General features: G+C 32.0%; 19 protein-coding genes and 2 pseudogenes. 1 reads left to right on the forward strand and 20 read right to left on the reverse strand.

The annotated features are described in order from the left end of the window. The 12 genes from IEV84_RS06020 to IEV84_RS06075 form a co-directional block, all read right to left on the reverse strand. A complete protein-coding gene (locus IEV84_RS06020; protein WP_188493392.1) occupies positions 1 to 1251 on the reverse strand; it encodes a TolC family protein in 1251 nt (416 codons plus the stop codon). Continuing rightward, a complete protein-coding gene (locus IEV84_RS06025; protein WP_229732625.1) occupies positions 1238 to 3112 on the reverse strand; it encodes an efflux RND transporter permease subunit in 1875 nt (624 codons plus the stop codon). The genes IEV84_RS06020 and IEV84_RS06025 overlap by 14 nt, the downstream gene beginning before the upstream one ends. A gap of 74 nt (positions 3113 to 3186) precedes the next feature. Further along, complete coding sequence (locus IEV84_RS06030) at positions 3187 to 4467, reverse strand: efflux RND transporter permease subunit (RefSeq protein WP_188493394.1); 1281 nt, start codon at positions 4465 to 4467, stop codon at positions 3187 to 3189. A gap of 5 nt (positions 4468 to 4472) precedes the next feature. Continuing rightward, the gene (locus IEV84_RS06035) at positions 4473 to 4943 is read right to left on the reverse strand and encodes a heme-binding domain-containing protein (protein WP_188493395.1); all 471 of its coding nucleotides are present in this window, start codon (positions 4941 to 4943) and stop codon (positions 4473 to 4475) included. Position 4944: 1 nt separating this feature from the next. Beyond that, positions 4945 to 5493: a DUF3347 domain-containing protein gene (locus IEV84_RS06040; protein WP_188493396.1), complete on the reverse strand. Its 549-nt coding sequence runs from the start codon at positions 5491 to 5493 to the stop codon at positions 4945 to 4947. Positions 5494 to 5833: 340 nt separating this feature from the next. Next, positions 5834 to 6205 carry a hypothetical protein gene (locus IEV84_RS06045; protein WP_188493397.1) on the reverse strand — a complete coding sequence of 124 codons (372 nt, stop codon included), beginning with the start codon at positions 6203 to 6205 and terminating at the stop codon, positions 5834 to 5836. Positions 6206 to 6516: 311 nt separating this feature from the next. Then, the gene (locus tag IEV84_RS06050) at positions 6517 to 7002 is read right to left on the reverse strand and encodes a hypothetical protein (protein ID WP_188493398.1); all 486 of its coding nucleotides are present in this window, start codon (positions 7000 to 7002) and stop codon (positions 6517 to 6519) included. Beyond that, a complete protein-coding gene (locus IEV84_RS06055) occupies positions 7002 to 7712 on the reverse strand; it encodes a DUF3800 domain-containing protein (protein ID WP_188493399.1) in 711 nt (236 codons plus the stop codon). Before IEV84_RS06055 ends, IEV84_RS06050 begins: the two co-directional genes overlap by 1 nt. A 160-nt stretch (positions 7713 to 7872) precedes the next feature. After that, positions 7873 to 8502: a hypothetical protein gene (locus tag IEV84_RS06060; RefSeq protein ID WP_188493400.1), complete on the reverse strand. Its 630-nt coding sequence runs from the start codon at positions 8500 to 8502 to the stop codon at positions 7873 to 7875. 65 nt (positions 8503 to 8567) lie between these two features. Beyond that, positions 8568 to 9233, reverse strand: a complete 666-nt coding sequence (locus IEV84_RS06065) for an AAA family ATPase (protein WP_188493401.1) — start codon at positions 9231 to 9233, stop codon at positions 8568 to 8570. Next, complete coding sequence (locus tag IEV84_RS06070) at positions 9163 to 10074, reverse strand: transcriptional regulator (RefSeq protein WP_188493402.1); 912 nt, start codon at positions 10072 to 10074, stop codon at positions 9163 to 9165. The genes IEV84_RS06065 and IEV84_RS06070 overlap by 71 nt, the downstream gene beginning before the upstream one ends. A gap of 147 nt (positions 10075 to 10221) precedes the next feature. Then, positions 10222 to 10527, reverse strand: a complete 306-nt coding sequence (locus IEV84_RS06075; protein ID WP_188493403.1) for a helix-turn-helix domain-containing protein — start codon at positions 10525 to 10527, stop codon at positions 10222 to 10224. 424 nt (positions 10528 to 10951) lie between these two features. Here IEV84_RS06075 and IEV84_RS06080 point away from each other — a divergent pair, with 424 nt between their 5' ends. After that, complete coding sequence (locus IEV84_RS06080) at positions 10952 to 11119, forward strand: hypothetical protein (protein WP_188493404.1); 168 nt, start codon at positions 10952 to 10954, stop codon at positions 11117 to 11119. Here IEV84_RS06080 and IEV84_RS06085 read toward each other — a convergent pair. The 8 genes and pseudogenes from IEV84_RS06085 to IEV84_RS16490 all read right to left on the reverse strand — a co-directional run. Further along, positions 11096 to 12583 (reverse strand): hypothetical protein, encoded by a 1488-nt coding sequence (locus tag IEV84_RS06085; RefSeq protein ID WP_188493405.1) that lies wholly within the window; start codon positions 12581 to 12583, stop codon positions 11096 to 11098. The genes IEV84_RS06080 and IEV84_RS06085 overlap by 24 nt on opposite strands. Positions 12584 to 12853: 270 nt before the next feature. Beyond that, complete coding sequence (locus IEV84_RS06090; RefSeq protein ID WP_188493406.1) at positions 12854 to 15328, reverse strand: TonB-dependent receptor domain-containing protein; 2475 nt, start codon at positions 15326 to 15328, stop codon at positions 12854 to 12856. Positions 15329 to 15434: 106 nt separating this feature from the next. Next, positions 15435 to 16550 (reverse strand): imelysin family protein, encoded by a 1116-nt coding sequence (locus tag IEV84_RS06095; protein WP_188493407.1) that lies wholly within the window; start codon positions 16548 to 16550, stop codon positions 15435 to 15437. A 160-nt stretch (positions 16551 to 16710) separates the two neighbouring features. Next, positions 16711 to 17940 (reverse strand): DUF4856 domain-containing protein, encoded by a 1230-nt coding sequence (locus IEV84_RS06100; RefSeq protein ID WP_188493408.1) that lies wholly within the window; start codon positions 17938 to 17940, stop codon positions 16711 to 16713. Between the two features lie 162 nt (positions 17941 to 18102). Beyond that, positions 18103 to 19065 (reverse strand): sterol desaturase family protein, encoded by a 963-nt coding sequence (locus tag IEV84_RS06105; protein WP_188493409.1) that lies wholly within the window; start codon positions 19063 to 19065, stop codon positions 18103 to 18105. 433 nt (positions 19066 to 19498) lie between these two features. Beyond that, complete coding sequence (locus IEV84_RS06110; RefSeq protein ID WP_188493410.1) at positions 19499 to 21520, reverse strand: heavy metal translocating P-type ATPase; 2022 nt, start codon at positions 21518 to 21520, stop codon at positions 19499 to 19501. Between the two features lie 12 nt (positions 21521 to 21532). Next, positions 21533 to 21733, reverse strand: a pseudogene (locus tag IEV84_RS16485) (GDCCVxC domain-containing (seleno)protein); the annotation flags it as partial. Between the two features lie 69 nt (positions 21734 to 21802). After that, positions 21803 to 22141: pseudogene (locus IEV84_RS16490) on the reverse strand (MerC domain-containing protein); the annotation flags it as partial. Between the last annotated feature and the right edge of the window lie 16 nt (positions 22142 to 22157).

Raw genomic sequence — 22157 nt, forward strand, 5'->3', positions numbered from 1 at the left:
TTATTTGGTTTCAAGTTGTTTTTCAATTTCTACTTGTGTGACTAAAATTGATTTTAATTTGTCTAACGCTTCTATTTGAGTCATGTTCAAGGCTTCCCAAGCATCTAAAGCCACGAATAAATCTCCAGTGTTGTTTTGCCAAGCTAAAATTGCCGTATCATAGTTTCGCTTTAAAGCAGGAATAATATTGTCATGAGTAATTTGGTATTGTTTTTTTAAATTCAAAAATTCAGCATTCATTCCTTTTATCATTCCGTTGGCTTCATTAGCAATCATTTGTTTTTGCCATTCCAAACTTTCGTTTTTAATGCGATAACTTTCCATATTTGCTTTATTCATTTTGGTTGACCAAGGCATAGGAATGGTAATCATTCCCATTAATGAAAATTGCTGTGGCTGATTTCCAAAAGCAAACATGTGATCGTATTTTACTCCAAATTCCGGTTTTGTTTCGGCTCTTTGAACTTCGATTTTCAATTTGTTAATGGTCTTAGTTTTGTCGATGGCTTTTATATCACTACGGTTATTGATATAAGAGGATAAATCTGTTTCAAAGAGATTAAAATCCTTAATCTCGTAATTGGAATCAATTTCTAAATCTTCTTTTTTATCGCGTGCCATTAAAGTATTGAGCATGTATTTACGCTGCGAGACATCATTTTCCAACATAACAATCATACGTTGCAGTGTAGCATATTGAGATTTAGCCTTATAATACGATGGTAATTTATCCATATTATACTGATAGCGTATTTCCATGCTTTTAATCATATAATCTAAAAGTAAGAGATTATCTTGGGCTATTTTTGTCTTTTTCTTAATGATTATCCATTCATAATAATAGGTTTTGGCTAACGCATTTAATTGATTCAGCGAGAAATTTTTATTTTCATTTTCGACTGATGACATTGCTTTCATCAAATTTTCATTTGCATTTAGCTTAGAAGCATTGGGTATCATTTGGGTTACACCCAACATATAATTTCCCATACCTGGACTCATTTCATTGGCTTTCCACATTTTACTATTGTAAGGAGTCATAAAGAAACCTGCTTCTACTTGTGGCGGCATCCAACTTCTGGCTCCTTTGGCTAAAGCATCCATACTTTGAATATCGGTATCATACATTTTTAATTGTGGATTATTTGTTTTGATTGTATTCAAAACAGCATCCAACGAAAGTGTTTGAGCGGCTATAGTAGTACTTAAAATCAAACAACTTATGGCTATATAAAATTTATTCTTTAACATCTATAAGGTCTATTTTACCTTTTGTTCTTAATTCTCGAAGTTTTACCATCTCAAAAACAATCGGTGTTACTAATAATACATAAATCGTGGAAGTAATAGTGCCTCCAATTAGTGGGACAGTAATGGGAAGCATTATATCGGATCCTGTTCCTGTTGCCCAAAGAATAGGAATTAATCCAAATAAGGAAACCGAAACCGTCATCAATTTTGGTCTTAACCTTTTGGCAGAACCATCAATGATATATTGTTTCAATATTTCTTCAGTTATGGTTTCCTTACTATTTCCGTACTTTTCTACCATTTTATTCATTGATTCATTCAAATAGATAGTCATTAACATCGCCGTTTCGATTGCCATTCCAAACAGAGCAATAAATCCAACGGCAACAGCAACGGATAAATTAATTCCATAAAAATAAACCATAAATATTCCTCCAATTAGAGCAAAGGGTACTGTAATCATCGTGATTAATGCCTCTTTCATTGAATGGTAAGTAAAATATAAAACAAGAAATATAATGACCACAACAATAGGCAGTATTAAACTTAATGTTTTGTTGGCTCGAATTTGATTTTCCCATTGTCCACTCCATTCTACATAATATCCTTTTGGCATTATAGTAATCATTGCATTGAGTTTCTTTTGCGCCTCTTTTACAGTGCTTCCTAAATCACGTTCCCGAACGTTGAACAACACAGTGCCTCGCAGCATTGCGTTTTCGCTGTTTATCATCGGAGGACCATCACTTATTTTCACGTCGGCAACTGTTTCCAAAGGAATGGGGCCAAACTGCATCGTTTGCACTTGCAGTTTTTTTAAGGCTTCAAGGCTATTTCTGTATTCTTGTGCATATCTTGCATTTACAGAAAAACGTTGTCTTCCCTCGATAGTCGTGGTTAGTTTCATCCCTCCAATAGATGCTTCGACCACGTTATTTATATCATCTATGGTTAGTCCGTATCTGCCAATAACATCTCTTTTTGCTTCAATATCAATATATTTTCCGCCTGTTATTGGTTCAGCATACAAATCTTTAACTCCAGAAGTTCCTTCCAAAGTTTTTTTAATTTTTTGAGCCAAAACATTGATTGTATCTAAACTTGCTCCGTAGATTTTTATTCCCACATCAGTTCTGATTCCAGTTGAGAGCATATTGATACGGTTGATGATAGGTTGCGTAAAACCATTAGTTACACCAGGGATTTGCAATTTGTTGTTTATTTCCGTGATAATATCATTCTTAGTTTTGTCTTCTCTCCATTCTGCTTGAGGTTTTAGCAAAATAATTGTTTCAACCATACTTATTGGACTATTATCGGTTGCTGTATTTGCCCTCCCTGCTTTTCCCAACACGTGAGCCACTTCGGGAATTGATTTTATCAATTTGTCCTGAACTTGAAGGATTCTCTTTACTTCGGAGTTGGATACATCAGGCAAAGTGACTGGCATAAACAGTACAGATCCTTCATCTAAAGGAGGCATAAATTCTGAACCTAAACGAGTAAACATCAATACGCCAATCAGCAATGCAATGATGTTGATACCTAAAACCGTTTTTCTCCATTTTAAACAAAAAACTAAAATGGGTGTATAAATGCTTTCCAATTTTTTGTTAATTGGATTTTTGTCTTCTGGGCGAAGTTTTCCTTTTAGTAAAAAACTAATTAGCACAGGTGTGAGTGTAATGGCTAAAAAAGCATCAACTATCAGTATAAACGATTTCGTCCAAGCTAGTGGGCCGAATAACTTGCCTTCCATTCCCGTGAGAAGAAATACAGGTAAAAAGGATGTAATTACAATTATTGTTGAGTAGAAAACACCAGGGCCTACTAATTTGGAAGAGCTTTCTATAAGCTTCAACTTATCTTCTGGAGATAGTGGATCGTTTTCTTTTTTGAATATATTTTTGATTTTATTTTTCATCTTATTTCCAATTACTGATTATTATCCATTTCTTCCTGTTTCTCCGAAATTGTCCTGTAGGCATTCTCCACCATTACGATACCATCATCAACGACAACACCAATTGCCAGAGCAATACCCGTTAATGACATAATATTAGAAGAAATGCCAAATGCTTCGAGTAAAATAAAGCCGATAGACACCGATATAGGTAACTGAATGAGTATAATTAAAGCACTTCGCCAATGAAAAAGAAAAAGTAACACAATGATAGAAACGGCAATCATTTCCTCGATTAAAGTGCCTTTAACTGATTCTATTGCTTTTTCAATCAATTCACTTCTGTCATAAGATGTTTTGAAAGTAACACCTTCAGGTAATCCTTTTTCGACTTCTTTCATTTTCTCTTTTACTGCAGTAATTACTTTATCAGCATTTTCGCCATAACGCATTACTACAATTCCGCCAACTACTTCACCATTGCCATTTTCATCAAAAATACCTAGTCTCAAATCGCCACCCATTTGTATTGAACCAATATCTTTAACTTTTACCGGAACGGAATTATAGTTTTTAATGGCAATGTCTTCTACATCTTTTATGTTTTTGATATAGCCCAAGCCCCTAACTATATAAGACATATTACTCATTTCAAATTTTCGTCCACCAACATCATTATTATTTGTTTTGACGGCATTCATCACTTCCATCATACTCACGTTGTAGTACTGCATTTTTAAAGGGTCTAATACTAATTGATATTGTTTTTCAAAACCTCCAAATGAAGCTACTTCGGCAACGCCAGGAACGGTTTGTAAGGCGAATTTCACGTACCAATCCTGCAAGGCTCTTTGCTCTCCCAAATCCATACCATTAGCATCTAAATGATACCAAAAAACGTGACCCACACCTGTACCATCTGGTCCTAATGTTGGAACTACGTTTTGTGGTAATAATCGTTGTGCATAATTTAGTCTTTCTAAAACCCGGGTTCTTGCCCAATATATATCGACATCATCCTCAAAAACAATATACACGAAGCTCATTCCAAACATAGATGCCCCCCGAATGTTTTTTACTTTAGGAATTCCTTGAAGATTAGAAACCAAAGGATAGGTTACTTGGGACTCTATAACTTGTGGGCTTCTACCCATCCATTCTGTAAAAACAATAACTTGGTTTTCTGATAGATCTGGAATGGCATCAATAGGATTCTGTTGTACACTATAGATACCCCAACCAAATAAACAGGCTGAAATAAGTAGGACAACAAATCTATTTTTTAGTGAGAATGTTATTAATTTTTTTACCATTATTTTTAATTTTGTAATGAAATACTATCTTCTATTTTATTTATCCAATCCAATACTTCTTTTTTTTGAGTGGCTGTAAGGATTGCATTTTTATGAATTAAAGTATAGGAACTCAAAGGCATTTCGTTAGACTTAATTTGTTTTGCAATTCTATCTAATTTATTATTTTGCTTACGGCTACTATAATTTCCCCATTCATTAAAATTCAAATTTTCTTTCCCTGCTGCAATATGACTATCCATAAAAAAACGAGCGGGTTGAATGTAAGAATACCAAGGATAATTAGTGTTATTACTATGGCAATCGTAGCAAGAGGTGCGGAATATGGTTTCTACATTTTTAGGTATATCATATACTTTTGTGAAATTGCCAGTTATATCCTGCTCAAAACCAATATTTCGAGCAGGTTGATACAACTGCATCAACAAAAAAATAATTGACCCAATAAAAAGTATTTTTTTGATGCTAATTTTCATTCTAGAATTCTTTTTTTATAGAACCGCAAGTAGCCATATCTTTTCCAAAATAGGGGTTTGTAATTTCTTTGGTTTCGCTTATCCAAACTGCACCTTTGTTGTCATCTGCCATTGGGCAAAAATCCAGATAAAGTTTTTGATTGGTTCCAAATAATTGAATTAAGTCATTCATATCCTTACTTAAAGTTATAAAGTGTTCTCTTTGGTGTTCAATCTTTCCACCATTTGAACCTATATGGTCTGCGTGTTCTTTTGCATCATCCGTAATACTCATATAAGCTTCCATCTGGTCGGCAGAAACCTTTTTCATATCAGTTTTTGCCATCGTCTCTGACAATGCTTTTCCGGCATCAGCCGCAGCATCAGAATCATCATTTGCCAATGAATTTTTAATTGCCAAATAATTTTTCACAATAATATCAATTGAGAAGGCGGATTGCGCAGCAACTTTGGTTGCTGATTCTGTTTTGGACGTTCCTTCTTGTTTGTTTTTTTGAGTGCAGGAAATAATTGTTATTGCTAAGGCTACTACTGTAATTATTGTTTTCATCTTTTTAATATTTAAATTGTTTTTTAGTATTATTTTCTTGTTTCGATTGTTTTACCACAACTCAATATTTGTGAGCTATAGTAAGGATTTTAACTGCGTTTTCTTATCGAAAACTGCTCGCAATAGATTCATTTCTTTTCGACATCAAGTCGTAGTTATGCCATCATTATTTTTTTAATGAGTTCATTGAATGTAACTATTTTGGAAATTAGTTAATCAATAACAAAATGAAACATAGCAAAGCCATCTTTTTGAAATTGAAATTAACCGAAAAAATAAATGATTTGAATGCCTATAAGAGTTGTCAATTAGACAGAATTATGGCTATCAGCTTTGGGATTTAGCTTATTTTTGGTATAAGCCATAAAGAATTGAAACCAGAAGAAATAGAGGTTTCGTAGTTGTAAAATTTTTGTTTTTCAGAAGCGAAATTAAAAAGATTGTTATTAAATTTCGATTCATTTATAGCAACAGTTGAACTGTTGCAAGAAGTAGCGCAACTGCATTTAGAATGCTTGCACTTTCCTCCGCAACCATCTTGGTTATTGGTTTTGGAATGATTGTCGTTTTTGCAACAATCATCTTTTTCCATTTTTGAGGATGTTTCTTTTGTAGAAGAATGTTTAGATGAATTCATTTCACAGGCAAAAGAATTACTTGGCATCAATAAGAAACCAAATAATACAATTACTATAATGTGAAACTTTTTCATTTCCAGTTCAATTTGAATCAAAATTAATCAAATTATATTAATTGTTCACTAACAAGCTGTTAAAAAAAGTACATTCGTTAGGTTTTTTCTTAAAAAGTTTACTAAATAAAACGATTAGGGTGATATAAGCCATCTTTATTAGTTTAGGTATCTTTATTACTATAAAATTTATAGAAATATTACAGAAAATAGTAGTGAATCAAGGTTTTTGATAGAAAATTTGTTTTTTGATTTAAGATGGCGTAAATTTGCCAAGTCATTTCCCTAGGGAAAAGGATCTGGTCGGCCACAACACCTTAGTTGTGGCATTTTTATTTTACCCTCTTTGTATATTTGTCTTCGTAGTATTTTTGGTTTCTGTCATCATCAATATGAAAGCAAGAAACTATTATATAGTCCGGTCTTATTTTCTCCATAACAACTAAAAAAAATCCTTCTTTAAACCAAAAATAATCTCTTATTTTTCCATCAGCTTCTAAAAACTGAAAACAAGTAACATCCTCGGTATCTTTATTTTCAAGTATTGGCTTAATCCAATGAATTTTGTTAGCTCTTTTTTTATCAAAGCATCTTTTGCCTTTTGGACCTCTTGTAATGATTTTTACAAAAGTGTGTGGGTATTTTTCATACCCCTTTTCTTTTGAGTACCTAACATCTATAAATACTTTACAACCGTCTAAATAAAATTCATTATCCAGAAAATCGGCTTTGAATAATTGAAATAGTTCTTCCAAATGTTCAGCTGATGGATCAATCCCTAAATTAGGTATATGATCATCCAAATTAAATAAATCCATTATAGTTTTATTTTAGGCTGGTGATCAAAAATATTGAACTTTGTTTCCCAAGGTTCTGTTCCTTCTTCGAGGTTAAAACCAGATTTAGTTTCTAAATATTGAATGAAATCCATTTTGTTTGGAGTTGGATTCTCTATATTTTTAATTACTACTCTTGTTTTATAAGTAATCGCCCCAATAAAGAAATCGGCTAATTGAAAGAAATTATTATCGTGAGAATGTAAATGTTGGAATTGTTTGAATGGGCTTTTGCCTTTGTATTCATTCTCAAAAACTTCGTTGATTTTTCTTAACTTTTCTCTACCACGCGTATTTTGAATATCTATAAAAACCCTGTATTCATCCCCATTGCTATTATTTGGGCGCAATAAATAATAGGTCATTTTATAATAGAAATTATCGTGTGAGCCTTGGTTAAAATCGGTATGATTTAGACGCTCTTTGTATTTGATTAAAACACAACGAAATTGTAATGATGATCGAAAGAAATAATCAACTAATTCTTTGTATAATGCGGTTCTTGCATTTGAAAATTTATTCCATTTTAACTCTGATTTTTGATTGTGCTTTGCCAGTATTTGATTGAATTCTTTTTGTAATTCAGCATAATCGGTCATTGGTACTTTGATGTAGCCAATGCACATAACCGGAATTTTATCATTTTCTAAATGACAACTTTCGTCGATATAAAAATCATATTTATTATTCATAGATTGTGAAAATTAATAGCAAATTCAACAAATTAACACTTTCAAAAGGTTGAATTATATAAAGCGGAAATTTACAGAATAAATTATTAATGAAGATATTGTTTTCAATTAACTTATTCTTCAAATCAAGAATGTCTATTATCAATTTTTAGCAATCAAATTATTTTTGTTCTTTGAAAATATTTATATAATCAGCTAAATTATACAAGTTTAATAATTCAATATCATTCATCTTGCAAGTTAATTGTCCAATCTCAATAAAAGTAATGTCATTGGCAAATGATTTTTCTCCAATTAAATGTTCAATATGCATATAAACTACTTCTCGAAGTTTTGGATTGTCTTTATGGATTATGTAGTTTTTGAGATATACTTTAATGCCTAAATCGGTTGGTTTTTCTATATTTTGGATTGGTTGAAAATACATCTCGCTCATTTTTAAGTTGATACCATTGTATTCAAATGGTTTATCTGTACCGTTTTGGTATTTAATAATGTTTTGTTCTGGCTGGAGGAAAGCAGTTATTCTCCAACGCTCTACAACTGGAGCGTGATGAACCAGCAGTTCTACATCTTTGAAAAGATAAGGATTTCCATTGGCCGTAATGATTAGTTCAGCTACATCGTTTTTATTTTTTATGATTAGATTGAGATCTTTATTGTAAAGATGTAGCACTGAAATTAATTTATCGAAATGTATTTTTAGCTCGTCTTTTGGAATTTCGTTTAGTAGTAGAAAAACGAAATTATTTTGTTTGAAGTGGTTCCAGAAATTATTTATTTGATTCATTTTTTTTATTTTTCCTTTGCTTAATTTCTGACTAGATAAGAGAATTTAAGCACGTTTTCGGTTAGTTAGCGTTTATCAAGGATCGTTTTATCAAATGCAATAAGATTAATCATTTCACGTAATCGTGAACGTACTCTATTCCCATAAACATTCTCTATTTCACTTGCAGAAAGATTAGTCGTGATATGCGTTTGGATTTTTTTAGCAGTAAAAATATCATACCGGCTTAATAGAATTTCTGCCATTACGTTGCATTCGTTTCCGTAATATTTCAAATTGTTTTCTGTTCCTAAATCGTCGAAACATATAGTTTTTGGTTCTGATTCATATAGTTTTCCCTTACTGTATTTGTGAATGATTTGGTAGCCGTCCTGGATAAATTCAAAACTGATGTCCCGACACGGTTTAACAAAGAATTTATGCTCTGTTGCCGTTAAGTGTTTCATTAAATTCATTAATGAGGTTTTACCACAGCCGACTGGGCCAGAAAGTAAAATTCCTTTGTTGAGGTTGATATTGTATTGAAAACAAGTTGCTTCATCTTTGAGGAAATAAGCAATGAGTTTATAAATTATGGGATAATCGCTTTCAAGGATTTTGAAATGATTTCCGTATAATTCAACTCCTTTTTTCTCTAACCAAACGATTATTTCAGTGTAGCTATAATGGCTCTGAATAGTCTTTGTCTGTTCCTGTGTTGAGGTGTTTTGCTCTGTTGGATTGTGGTTCATTTGAAATGAATTTAGGTGCGTTTAATATCCAATTTTGTGCTGCGGCTTGCCAATCGACCATCGGAGTTTTTCCACCGACTAACCATCCATTACTGGAGAAGTAATTGAAAAATTTAATAGCTTCAAGTTCCGGGAAGTTCTGATTGAGAAAATAAGCTTTGACATTTTCAATTTTTGGATTGAGTTCCCTCGTCTCTCGACTAAGCTCGAGATGACGCGCTCGGGATGACAAATTGGAATTTTCAATTTCATCTTTTTCTTTTTTGGCGGAACTTTTTTCTTTTTTTTCAGTACTAACAATTTTTAAAAAGCCATCATCATTTTCATTTTTTTTTGCTTGCTCGTCCAAGTTTACAATCTTTAAATCGTTTGAAATGTTTGGTATGTTTGTATTGTTTATATAAGATACTAGAGCTTGTTCATTACTAGTCTTATCACTTGTACCGCTACTAGTATAAAGCTTGTTTAATACTTGTTCATTAACTAGTTCAAAAACAGGTTCGTTTTTTGGTATAGTTATTTTTTCATTTTTAGGAATTGGTTTTAAATCATCAGAAAAATTGAATAGGTAAACATGGCTCCCTTTGAATGGATTATAAGATGGCTCATAATTTATATAACCTAGAGAATGTAAATTTTTAAGGCATTTATGATAGGTCGCTTTAGAACTGATTTTGCTTATCCGCATTACCTCATCACGCGATATACTTATTGGATTTTTGAATCGATTGCAATTCCAGAACTGGAATAAGGACATATACAAACTGACGTGTGTTGGATTGAGCGCTTTGTCGGTTGCCACTTTCTCGAAGAAACCAGTGAGATGCTTTATATAATTCATAGTTTTTATTTTGTGCGTTTCACTTGCAAAATATTAGCACACGGATGACGCTGATTAAACAGATTAGCACGGATTTTTAAATTAACTGACAGCACTGACGGTCCTTCTCTTGCTATCAAATACCTGAAAAAAGAATGATTTTTTAATTTATCTCACTAACCATTTTGGATTGAATAAAGTTACTGATGCTTCGACTTTATTTGATTCTAATAGTTTTTCTAAATCGGCACTTGAATAATATAGGATGCCGCCAATTTTAGTGTAAGTAATAGTTCCGTTTATTCTAAGGTTTTGTAAAGTTCCCGGAGAAATGTTTAACAGCTCTCTGACTTCATTAGATTTAAGCCATTGTTTTGCTTGTTGAGGTTGGGACTGAAAAATTTCTTTTAAATCAGAAAGAAGAAGTGTACGGAATTCGTTTAAATCTTCGCGAGTAATTACTTCGATAGCCATAATGTTGTGGTTTTAAATATTTAGGACAAAGAGAAATAATAAAGTAATACCAAAACAGTTACAGGGGTTACGTAACCGCTAACAAACTCCAACAAAATAGGGCAATCACATTAAAAAAGTTTTTATTTATGTGTTTCAGGTTACTATTTTAATACAATTATTACTAAATTTGCCCATTGAATACAAAATAGCATTTTTACCGCTATAAAATATATTTGCGAAAGTTATTTCGAGCCAAAGAAAACGACCAAAATTTCAAAATCAGCTCTACAAATAAACTGTTCGCCCTCGCTATGCGTGGGCTCGGTTTATCGGAGCTGTAGGTGCTTGGTCGTACCTCTTTGGCTGGTGATCGATGTCCCACGCTGTTGTTTGTACCAATACCAAAATGGGCTTTTTTCGTATGTCTTAAAAAGATAGTATTATGAAAAATGAAACTGTAATTAGCCCCGAATTGCAATTATTTATGGAATTCCATAAAATTTCAAATCTCAAATCGTTACTACTAATTGAAGATGAAATATTACTAGGAATGGTTGGTTTCGGCTGGCGAATGATGCGTGAAGTTTTAGAACTTCGTGAGCCCAAGTAACTCGATTATTTTTTCTCGAATTGCATTTTTAGTAGTATTTTCTACATTATAATATTTCACTTTTATACTATCAACAGAAATTTTTTCGGTGTTACTTGTTTTGAAATTTTCAGAAATAAATCTAAAAACATCTGTTTGATTTTTGTGTTTTATGATTCCTGTTTCCATCAATAATCCAAAAAAACAACTTAATTGCGCAACCGATAAACCTGTTAAAAGTTTTATCTTCTCTTCATTATTTGAGATATTTGTAATTTGATTGGCTTCGAGTTTAATTTTCTTGGTTAAATAATCAATTTCCTCTTCAATCCAACTGGTAATTTGTTCTTTTAATGAAGGTAAGTTAGTTTTATATTTTATGTAGTTTCTACTTTGCTTTTGATTGTAATTTTTGAGAAACTGGTATAGAACATCTATTTTTTGGATATTGTTTTCTTGCATTTCTAATTCTTGCAAAATTTCAAAAGTTAAGTATTTAAAAAACTGTAATGAATTGAAGTTTAAATCGAAAAGGAACTCTTTAATTGTTTCTTCAGACATATCTGCAAAATTAATTTGTTTGTAAAATGCCATTATAAATTCGGAACAATAATTGAATTCATAATAAGTCAATTTTTCCTGAATATTTATTGTAGCAATTTTTAATAACGGTTCGTTTACTAATTTCAATAATTGGTCGTTGATGTTACTTCTTAATAATTGAGATTTGACTTTTTTGAGTTTCTTCGTGATTTCAAATTCTTTTATAAAAGTTGATCTATATGGGATTTTAATATTTACATTGAGATAATTACGGTATTCTTTTTCAATAAAGCGAAGTAATTTTTCAAGATAGATATAGGTGATTTTAAGACAATCAATTTTATCATAGTTCTTGGAAAATTGATAAAGATCTGATGAATTTACGGGATTTATTTCCTTTACTAATCGATGGGCTAAATTCTCAAGCGCATATTGCTTTCGATGAATGTATTGTTCAATCCGTTCTCTTGATTTTAATTTAAAAACACGTTCTTTATTTATTTTCTTGATTTTCTGGTTTTCATTTTTGAGTGAATGATAACAATACAGAAAGAAGCGTTTTTCTTGTGATAAATCTTCGATTTCGCATTCTTGCAAAATATATAAAGTATTCTCATTTTTGGAACAGCAACGTAAACAGATTTGATTTTCCGGAATGTTTAACTTATCTAGTATTTTTGGAATAAATGGTTTAAATTCTTTAGCAACATCAACCTCATTGAAATTTAGCTTTGAAGCTTTTGGATGTAGATTGTGTATTGGTTTTTTGATAATGTATTTTGTATTGCTATCCTCTTTGATAAAATCTACCTGGTAAATAAAGAAGCTTTTAGAAGCAAAATTTTCTAGAAAAGGTATTAAATCGTTACTGAAAATAATCTTTGGATTTTTGATTTCTTTAAGTATTCTATCGTAATTTTCTAAAATGTATTTTGGCTTCATAAAAATTAAATTATTTAGTCACTTTATGTTTTTTTTATATTCATTATCAAATTTTTATAGTGATATTTAGTGCTTTTAATATTTAGTATTCCCCCAACATTTTGGTTACATTTTCAATGGAAACGTCATTATTTATAAGTATTATAGTAATTGTAAAAGTACGTAGAGTTAGGAAGTGAAACTATATAATCCATGAATTATTAAGAGGATTATAAATTTTCGTAAAAAAATGTGAGTTACTTAAATTTAACAACTATTTAAGCCGAGAACCTAGAAAACAAACTCAAGTGTAGTATAAAAAGTTCTAGTATCAGACGGGATGATTCCTGGTCCCGGATATCCAGTGGCTCTTCTTGTAAAATAACTATTGTTTGTGAAATTAGTAATTCCAGCTTCAAGCTTCCAGTTTTTCCATTTATAAGAAGTAGAAAAGTCAGCTACATAATAGGCTGGAATTTGGCCAAAAATCCCATAGGTGTTATCATTTGCATCAGTTTTACTATTGTTTGCCTCTGTAAATTGAGAAGAAACATAAGTAAATTGCAAACTCGAAATAAAATTTTTATATCCAATTCCTGTTCCTGTTTTTATGTTGTAAAGCGGAACAAACTCCACTTTGTTACCTTCAATATTTGGTGCATCCGACTTTAAATATTCAGAATCTGTAATGGCAATATTGGAGAATACATTCCAAACAAAGTTGTCATTTTGTTTGAAAAATGTTTTATTTAAACTCCAATCGAACATCGTTTCAAAACCATATGTTACCGCTGTTCCTATATTATCCCGGAATCTTACAATTGCTGCCGAGCCATTAGGATTTCTAGTTTCATATTCACCAATTTTATCATCATAATACAATCCGTAAATACTAGCATCAAAAGTTACGTTGTCGTCTATTTGCCCACGAATTCCAATATCTGATGTGTAGCCTTTTTCGTCCGTAATGTTTTCATCTATAACCTGACTTGGGCTTACGGTTCGGATATCATTAAAAGTTACCGAGCGATAATTTTGTGAAACATTCCCATAAAATTCAATTCTGTTTTGTGGCTTATAACTTAATCCAATTCCTAGTAAAACAAAGTTTCTGTCTTTTATATTATTCTCAAATTTAGTTTCGTCTAAAATCACATTTCCGGCTAAATCCAGATTTATTTTTCGATAAGAACCTTCTGCCTGTGTTTTAATTTTTTCAAATCTGAACCCCGGGGTTATCGAAAAATTAGATGTTATTTTAAATATATTTTCTCCAAAAACAGCTACATTTAGGTTTGGATATGTATAATTAGATTGATTTTGATAAAAAGGGAATTCGGCATCAGCAATATTAAAATTAGCATCACTACCCGAACTTCCCGGACCTTGGATTCCTGAATTTTTAGATTGATAATATTTGGCTCCAATTAAAAAAGCACTAGTATGGTCTTTTATTTTGTATCGTTTTAAAAATCGTGCTTCAGAACCCCAATTGACAAATTTGCCTATTAGTAAATCTCTTTCCGTTCCTAATATATCAGGATTTGAAACTCTATTTGAGCGATATCCAACTGCTTTTCTGCTCGCGTCTAACCCAAATAATTGCAATGAAAAATCGGTATTAGTATCAAATTTATGTTTTAATCGCAAAGCAAATAGATTCCAATTTACTGCAAACCAATTTCGGGTTCTATTGCTTTGTGTTGGGTTTTGGTTAAACATGACATCAGTCAATCCGCCAGCTTGCTGAGCTAAATAATTAAAATAAGTATAGTCAAAATGCAATGAAGTTTTATCGTTAAACTGATAATTTAGATTCCCAAAATAGTTTTTGCTTTCAAATTCAGAATTCGGTCTAAAACCATTTCCTTGTTTGTGATTATAAAAAGTGTAATAACTGAATTTGTCTTTTGTTCCACTTAATGAAGTGAAATTGGTAAATAAACCATAAGACCCAATGGTATTTCTTGTTGCAAACTCAAATGGTTTTTTGCTAGGTGTTTTTAATTTAAAATTGACCAATCCTCCAAATTGGGTTCCGTATTGCAATGATGCTGCACCGCGAACTACCTGAATTTCTTCAAGTGCTTCTGTAGGTGTTGCATAATAGCTTTCGGGATAACCTAAAACATCGGCACTTATGTCATAACTGTTTTGACGGGTATTAAAATTTGAGGTTCTATTTGGATCCAGTCCACGTCCGCCAATGCTTAATTGCAAACCACCATCGGAACTTTCGTTGATGGTTAATCCTGTCACTTGAGCAAATATCTGACGAGTATTATTAGTTGCCTTGTTTGCCGTTAGTTTGTTTAATGTAATTACTTCAGTTTTCTTTCCGGCATAAATAGCAGTCTCTTCAATGTCTTTCAACTTATTGAGCGCAGATATCTTTTCTTTTTGTTTACGGATAACCACTTCCGAAAGGTTTGTGATTTTATTTAAAATAATAACAATGTTTTCGTCAGATGTAGAAACCGTTTTTTCTAAAGCAGCGTAACTTTCTTTGTGAAAAACAAGTTCATGATTGCCCGGTTTCTCTAATCTTATTGAAAACTCCCCTTTAGCATTAGAAAGATATTTAAGCCCGGAAATCTTATCGTATATTTCAACGAAAGCTACATTTTTTCCGTTTTGAGATATGATTATTCCTGAAATTTTTGTTTGAGCAGTGGTTGTCAATCCCAACAGTAATGAGAAATAAATAAATAGTATATATGATAAATTCGAAAATTGATTCTTTTGTTTACTTTTTGAGATCTTCATTTTGCACTCTATTTGGAAAAGGATTTTTTAAAATACTAAATATCCCAACTCTGAATATAGGTTCAAATGTTGGGATATTTATGTTTTTTATAGAAATAAATTGGTATTAATCGCCATCGCTATCTACATAATCAATTGTGATATTTAATGCTTGCATCATATCTAGTTTAGTGTAGATTACATTTTGCTGTATAGCATCATAAACGGCAATCATTTTTGAATTATCAGTGTTTATTTGTTGTGAAAAACTGTTGTTAAGTCCATTGTTTACAGTATAAATAGCAGCAAACTGATTGTTTATTATTTCACTTAAATTTTGATTGTTTTTTGTTGCATTCAAAAAGTTTAAATAAGATTTTAGTCCCGCAGCAGTTGTTGAGCTATTGAAATGTTTTCCGTTAAAAAAATCTTGCGATGCTTTAATTGATATATTCAACAACTCTTTAGAAATGTCATTTTTATAATATCCTTCTACTTTTTCCGGATATTTAACGCCACCGGAAAAAATCCCTGCAGGAATTCCTATTTTACCCGTACGAATGTCTTTTTCCAGATTTTTGACAAACAGATTTGTTGTTTTGTTTACAGAACTGCTTACCGAAGTACCGTTGTTGGCTACATAACTATTTCTGAAACCTGAATTCCAATCTGACACAACGGCATCAATATTTGTTTTTAGTTTGACTGCAACATCTGTTAAATACTGCTTGTAATTGGTAGCGTTTGCATTTGTAGTATAAAAACCAACAATTGATGCATCATTTGTACTCAAACCATTTAGCAAATAATCCAATGCTGGAAAACCTTGTTTATCAAGTTGAGACAACAATGCCAGATTGTAACTCCCAGATGAAATATTTGATTCAATACCGACTGTATTTGTTGGATAGGTATTGGTAGCCACATTGAGGTTGATTTCCTCTGCTTTACCCATATTATATATTGCAACATATTGGTAAGCCTTGTAGGCTTCAAGCCAAGAAGTTCTAACGGTTTGAAGATTTGCTTCAGTTGGAGTAGCAACAAAAGTAGCTGTATTAGTTACCAATGTCTGTACCTTTGCTTGATAATTTACATAACTTGGAATAATGATATTATCAGCCCAGTTGGTCAAAAGTGCTTTTCTATCATATTTATCGCCTCCCGTATCATCACTTCCACCATTAGATGAACAAGCAAAAATTAAAGCAATAAAACTTAAAATCAATAGGGTCTTTTTCATACGTAGATAATATTTGTTTTTTTTTAATAATATGTAATTCGCAATCTTGGTTGGTGATTGCATAGCAATCCAGTTATGCTCATTTCATTTCTTAAAAATTTTCGCAAAAATACAAAAAGCAAGAGAAGTTAATTTCTCTTGCTTTGTTTTTTTTATTGAATTAATTTACTGTTGCTGCTTGGACAACGGTAAAACCAAATTTTGTTGCAATTTGTGTTGATATGGTATCTAGTTTTGCTCCCAAAGAATCTATAGCCCACAAACCATTTGTTCCACTCACCATAGAAGCCAACATGGTATCTACTTCTGCTTTTGTAAAATAAGGACTATTTGTACCAGGTTTATTTGTATATCTTAACGACATAATAAAACCGTATGCTTCGGATAAAGCGTGAAATGCTTTTGCACCATTGTCAGTTGCTAATTTTCCTTTTCCTTCTTGAAGATAAAACACCGCTCTTACTGCTGGTACCAATGCCAATTTTGCTTTTATAACATCAATTTGTACATCACGAACTTTATAGTCATTGGCAACAATTGCTGCTCTACCTTTACGGAAAGCCAAATCAATATCAACTTTAAGTGTATTAAAATCAGTATCGGCATTAACTTGATTGATATAACTGCTCCAAAATTTGAAAACATTTGGTGTAACAGTTAAATTATCACCACCATAAATATAGCCATAAGCTTCGTCCCATGTATGCTCCATTGCTGTATAGGATTTACCGGCTACTAAAATTTTAGCAGTATTGTCAGCTCTATTGGTGCTTTCATCCAGTTTATTCAAACTTAAATAATTATTTACAACTTGATCTAAAAAACAAGCTCCCATCATTCCTTTTAACAATACTTGTTGAGGCTCTAATCCGTTAGCGGCAAATAACCGTTTACTTGTACCATCCAAATAAACACCTGCTACACCCGCAGCAGCTGTTGCTCCTTGACTGGCAGCTTCACCATTGTCAAATTGGGTTTCAAATAATTCACGAACACTTACTTGTTCAGCAGTGGTTCCACCTCCAAAATATAAGGAAAAATAATCTTTTGAAGCCGCCGTTTTATCTTTTAATTGTTTTCCAGAACTATTTAAACCTGCCCCAGTAAAACGGTTGTTCGTGTTGGCATACATTTCAGATAAAACTACATCATCAGCAACTGTTCCGTTTGTTGCAGCTGTCTTATAGTAGTTTCCCATTTCTTCAAGCATTAATAAACGGCTGGATTGTCCTGAATAATCTACAGAAGTTACCGCGTTTCTTTCGAATGTATAAGTTGTCGGAACGGTATAATTGAAAGTTTCTTCAGCTGGAGTGTCGTCATTTGAACAAGAAGCAAGACCTAATAATAAAATTGATAATGTGGAAAGAGATAATTTTTTAAACTCCATATTTGATTAATTTAGATTGAATTAAAATATTTTTTCGCAAATATAAGAACGTATTTTAAATTTTCAATAATTATTTAGAATAAATAAATATAAATTTTTAACAAATTAATATTCAGTATTTTATATATATATACTTTCCTTGTAAAACATAAAAACAACATTTTAGTGTAAAAATTTATTTGTAATTATCTTGTAAATACTTACAAAAGGCAGCAACAAATTATTGGAAAATGATTCGTATTTTTTTTGTTGATCAATTTCTTTACTAATTCCGAAGGTTATTTTGTCCACTTGTTTCGAGCGTAGTAAGGTACCAAACATCCAATCCCAAATGGACAGTTTTGATCCCATATTACGATCAAAATGCTCCGGATGATTACTGTGATGAATCTGATGTTGGTAAGGGCTCATGAATATATACTCAATAAAATTAAAATATTTGAGTTTTACGCTTGAATGACGCAAATTGGCTCCCAAAAACATAAATAAAAAGGACAGAATATTGATGCCCAAATAAGTAATCGCATGAACCTGATGTGCCGACAAATAATCAAAGAGTCCCATAACCAATCCAAAAACGAGAGTTTCCTTGATATTTACCAGAATCAGTTCTACGGGATGAATGCGATATTGGGTTACAGGATTGAGCGTGGTCGCCGCATGGTGAATCTTGTGAAATTCCCACAGAAATTCAAAACGGTGCATGAGATAATGGATAACATAAGTCGTGAAATCTCCCAATAATGTTATGGTAAGAGTATAAAAAAATAAGGTTTGTGTTATGCTTAAAGTTATCGTTTCGTAACCAAAAGTTCTAGCTAAAAAATCATCGGTATAAAAAGCTAAATAAAATCCAAAAGCCAGATAAGGGCCAATTAGTACCACTTTAATGATACTGTTAAAAAACAACATTAAATAATCAACTTTAGCTGATTTACTTAACCAGGTTTTTTTGTTGAAAATATAATTGAGGAAAGAGCCCTTTTGGTTGGTTTTGAAATATACAAAATAGGCAATCACTCCAGATGAAACCAGATAGAAAAAATAAAGGCGGTTATCCGCTTCTGAAAAATTACTCAAGGTAACTTTGATTACTTCTTTCAATGTTTGAAAAACCTCTATCATTATTGTTCTTATTTTCAATTTAATTCAATGAAAAGAATGAAATCTATTCGTTTGATTTATTGGGCTAATTTACTATAATCAAATAACACCTTCTTTTTATCACATACATAAAATGAGTTAAGCAAAATGAATTTAATTTTTTACAAATGTACAAATCAGTAATTAAAAACACATGTCAATTTAAAGTTATTCTAAATAAAGAAGAATGAAAAATATTTTTCAAAGTACCATTACCAGAAAGACATTCTGTTATTTTTTCAATTTTATGGTCAATATAAAATTGCCTTATCGTTTTGCTTTCTGTTTCAGAAAATACATTACTTAAATAATTATATTCTTTATTAATTGATTAGTAATATTTTTTTGACTCTGATTTGACTATCCTCCTACATCGACTATATACCATGTTTTAATATAGAATTTATTTTAAATATTAAAACTTCATTCGCTGTATTCTAATTGCATTCAAAATAGCTAACATTGCAACACCTACATCTGCAAAAACAGCTTCCCACATTGTGGCTAAACCTCCCGCGCCAAGACTAAGTACAATTGCTTTTACAGCAAATGCCAAACCAATGTTTTGATAAACAATTTTCTTAGTCTGTTTTCCAATGTTAATAGCTGTAAATATTTTATGAGGTTGATCGTTTTGAATAACAATGTCAGCAGTTTCAATTGTTGCATCACTTCCTAAACCGCCCATTGCTATACCGGCATCGGCCAGAGCAACTACTGGAGCATCGTTTACACCATCGCCCACAAACGCAATTTTCAGGTTTTGTAATTTCAATTCCTCTACTTTTTCGACTTTGTTTTCAGGTAATAAATCACCATAGGCCTGATCGATATTTAACTCTTTGGCAACAGCATCGACAACGGCTTGTTTATCGCCCGAAAGCATTACTGTTTTTACATTTATTCTATGCAAACTTTCAATAGTTTGTTTAGCATCTTCTTTGATTTCGTCTGCAATTAGAAAATATCCTGCATATTTTTGATTGATAGCAATAACAATAATCGTGAAAGGTGTATTATCGATTTCGACATCATAACTGATATTGAATTTCTTCATCAATTTTATATTTCCAGCTAAGATTTCGTTTCCGTCCACTTTCCCTTTTAATCCATGTCCTGCTATTTCTTCAACATCGGTTACAACCACATTTTTTTCTGAACCTTTGGCATATTCTATAATAGCTGCCCCTACAGGGTGTGTTGATTTGGTTTCTAATGCTGCTGTGAATTTCACTAAATCGGCTTCGGTAATATCTACTACTTCAACTTTTTGAACTTTGAAAACGCCTTTGGTTAGTGTTCCCGTTTTATCCATAACAACGACTTGAATAGCTGCCATTATATCGAGAAAACTAGAACCTTTAAATAATATTCCGTTATTACTCGCTGCTCCAATTCCTCCAAAATATCCCAACGGAATGGAAATTACTAATGCACAAGGACAAGAAATAACCAAGAAAATTAAAGCTCTGTATAACCAATCGCTGAAAACGTAGTTTTCGATAAATAGCATTGGAATTAAACAAATAGCGATTGCTAAAAACACAACTATAGGTGTGTATATTTTAGCAAATTTTCGAATAAACAGTTCCGTTGGTGCTTTTTTAGCGGTAGCTTCCTGTACCATTTCGAGAATTTTAGATAATTTACTATCGGTATAGGCAGTTGTTACTTCGACTAAAACAACTTTATTCAGATTTATCATTCCGGCAAGAACGATGTCATCATTTTGTTTTGTATCTGGCTTGCTTTCTCCTGTAAGGGCTGCGGTGTTGAACGAAGCTGTATCAGAGAGTAACTTTCCGTCTAATGCCAGTTTTTCTCCTGGTTTTAATTGAATAATTTCTCCAATGGTTATTTCGGAAGCTTTTTTAGAAATAGTATTTCCTTTTCCAATTACTGTTGCTGTATCTGGTCTTTGATCCAATAATAATTTGATATTCTTTTTTGCTCTTTGAACTGCGAGTGTTTGAAATATTTCGCCAATAGCATAAAACAGCATAACAGCAACACCTTCAGGATATTCGCCAATAGCAAATGCTCCAATAGTTGCAATAGTCATCAATAAAAACTCTGAAAAAAATTCATCGTTACGAATGCTTTCAAAAGCTTCTTTAATTACAGGAAAACCTACGGGTAGGTATGCCACAATATACCAACTAATTCGCACCCAGGCTGTAAACCAAGTTTGTGGAAAATAATTGTCAAAACCAATGGCAACAACTAATAAAACAAAACTTATGATTGCCGGCAAGAAAATTTGGAAATAAGATTGATTTGTTTCTGAATGATTGTGACCATCACCGTCAGCATGATTTTCCGGCTCATTATGAGAAGAACAACATCCTGTTTGTTTATTTGTGTTGTTATTTATTTTTTCTTCCAAGTTGCAACAAAGCTGTTTACCGTTTGCATCGTATTTGTGTTGATGTTTCATTTTATATATATGTTAACAACAATTATCTCCCGCTTGTATTGGCGGACATTTTACGGAACCATAGCTACAATAAACACAGCAATCACCCTCTAATGGTTTGAGTATTGTTTTACATTTTTCGCATTCGTAAAAGAATTGACAAGCATCGGTTGGCATTAATTCCTCTTTTTTGTGTCCGCAGTTGGGACAAGTTAAAGTTGATTTTAATTCAACCGTTTTTCCTTCATAGGTTGTACAAGTTTTGCAGTTTCCATGAAGTTTATTATGGTAATAATTTACGATTGTAGCAATAAGAAGTCCAAACATTCCGGTATAGATTAAATAAGTTGAATTTTCTATTTTGCTAAAATAATAAGCAAAGAATATTACTATTCCACTCGGAATAGCAATTAGCAAAGGATACAAACAAAGATGTTTTCGGAAAGAAATGAAAAGTCCTCCGATTGAAATTAAAACCATCGCTTGAAAAATCCACATTGTCCAACCTCCTAATAGTTCGATACTTCCAAGTCCTAGTGCTGATGCCACAAAAGCAAATAATGGAAAACAACAAGGGGAAAATAGTGCCATAATGAAAAGGCCTATTGTTCCCAATTTGTCGATGTTTGATTTTAGTTTCATATTTTTTGACTCGTTA

Source organism: Flavobacterium palustre (assembly GCF_014639535.1).
Taxonomy (GTDB): domain Bacteria; phylum Bacteroidota; class Bacteroidia; order Flavobacteriales; family Flavobacteriaceae; genus Flavobacterium; species Flavobacterium palustre.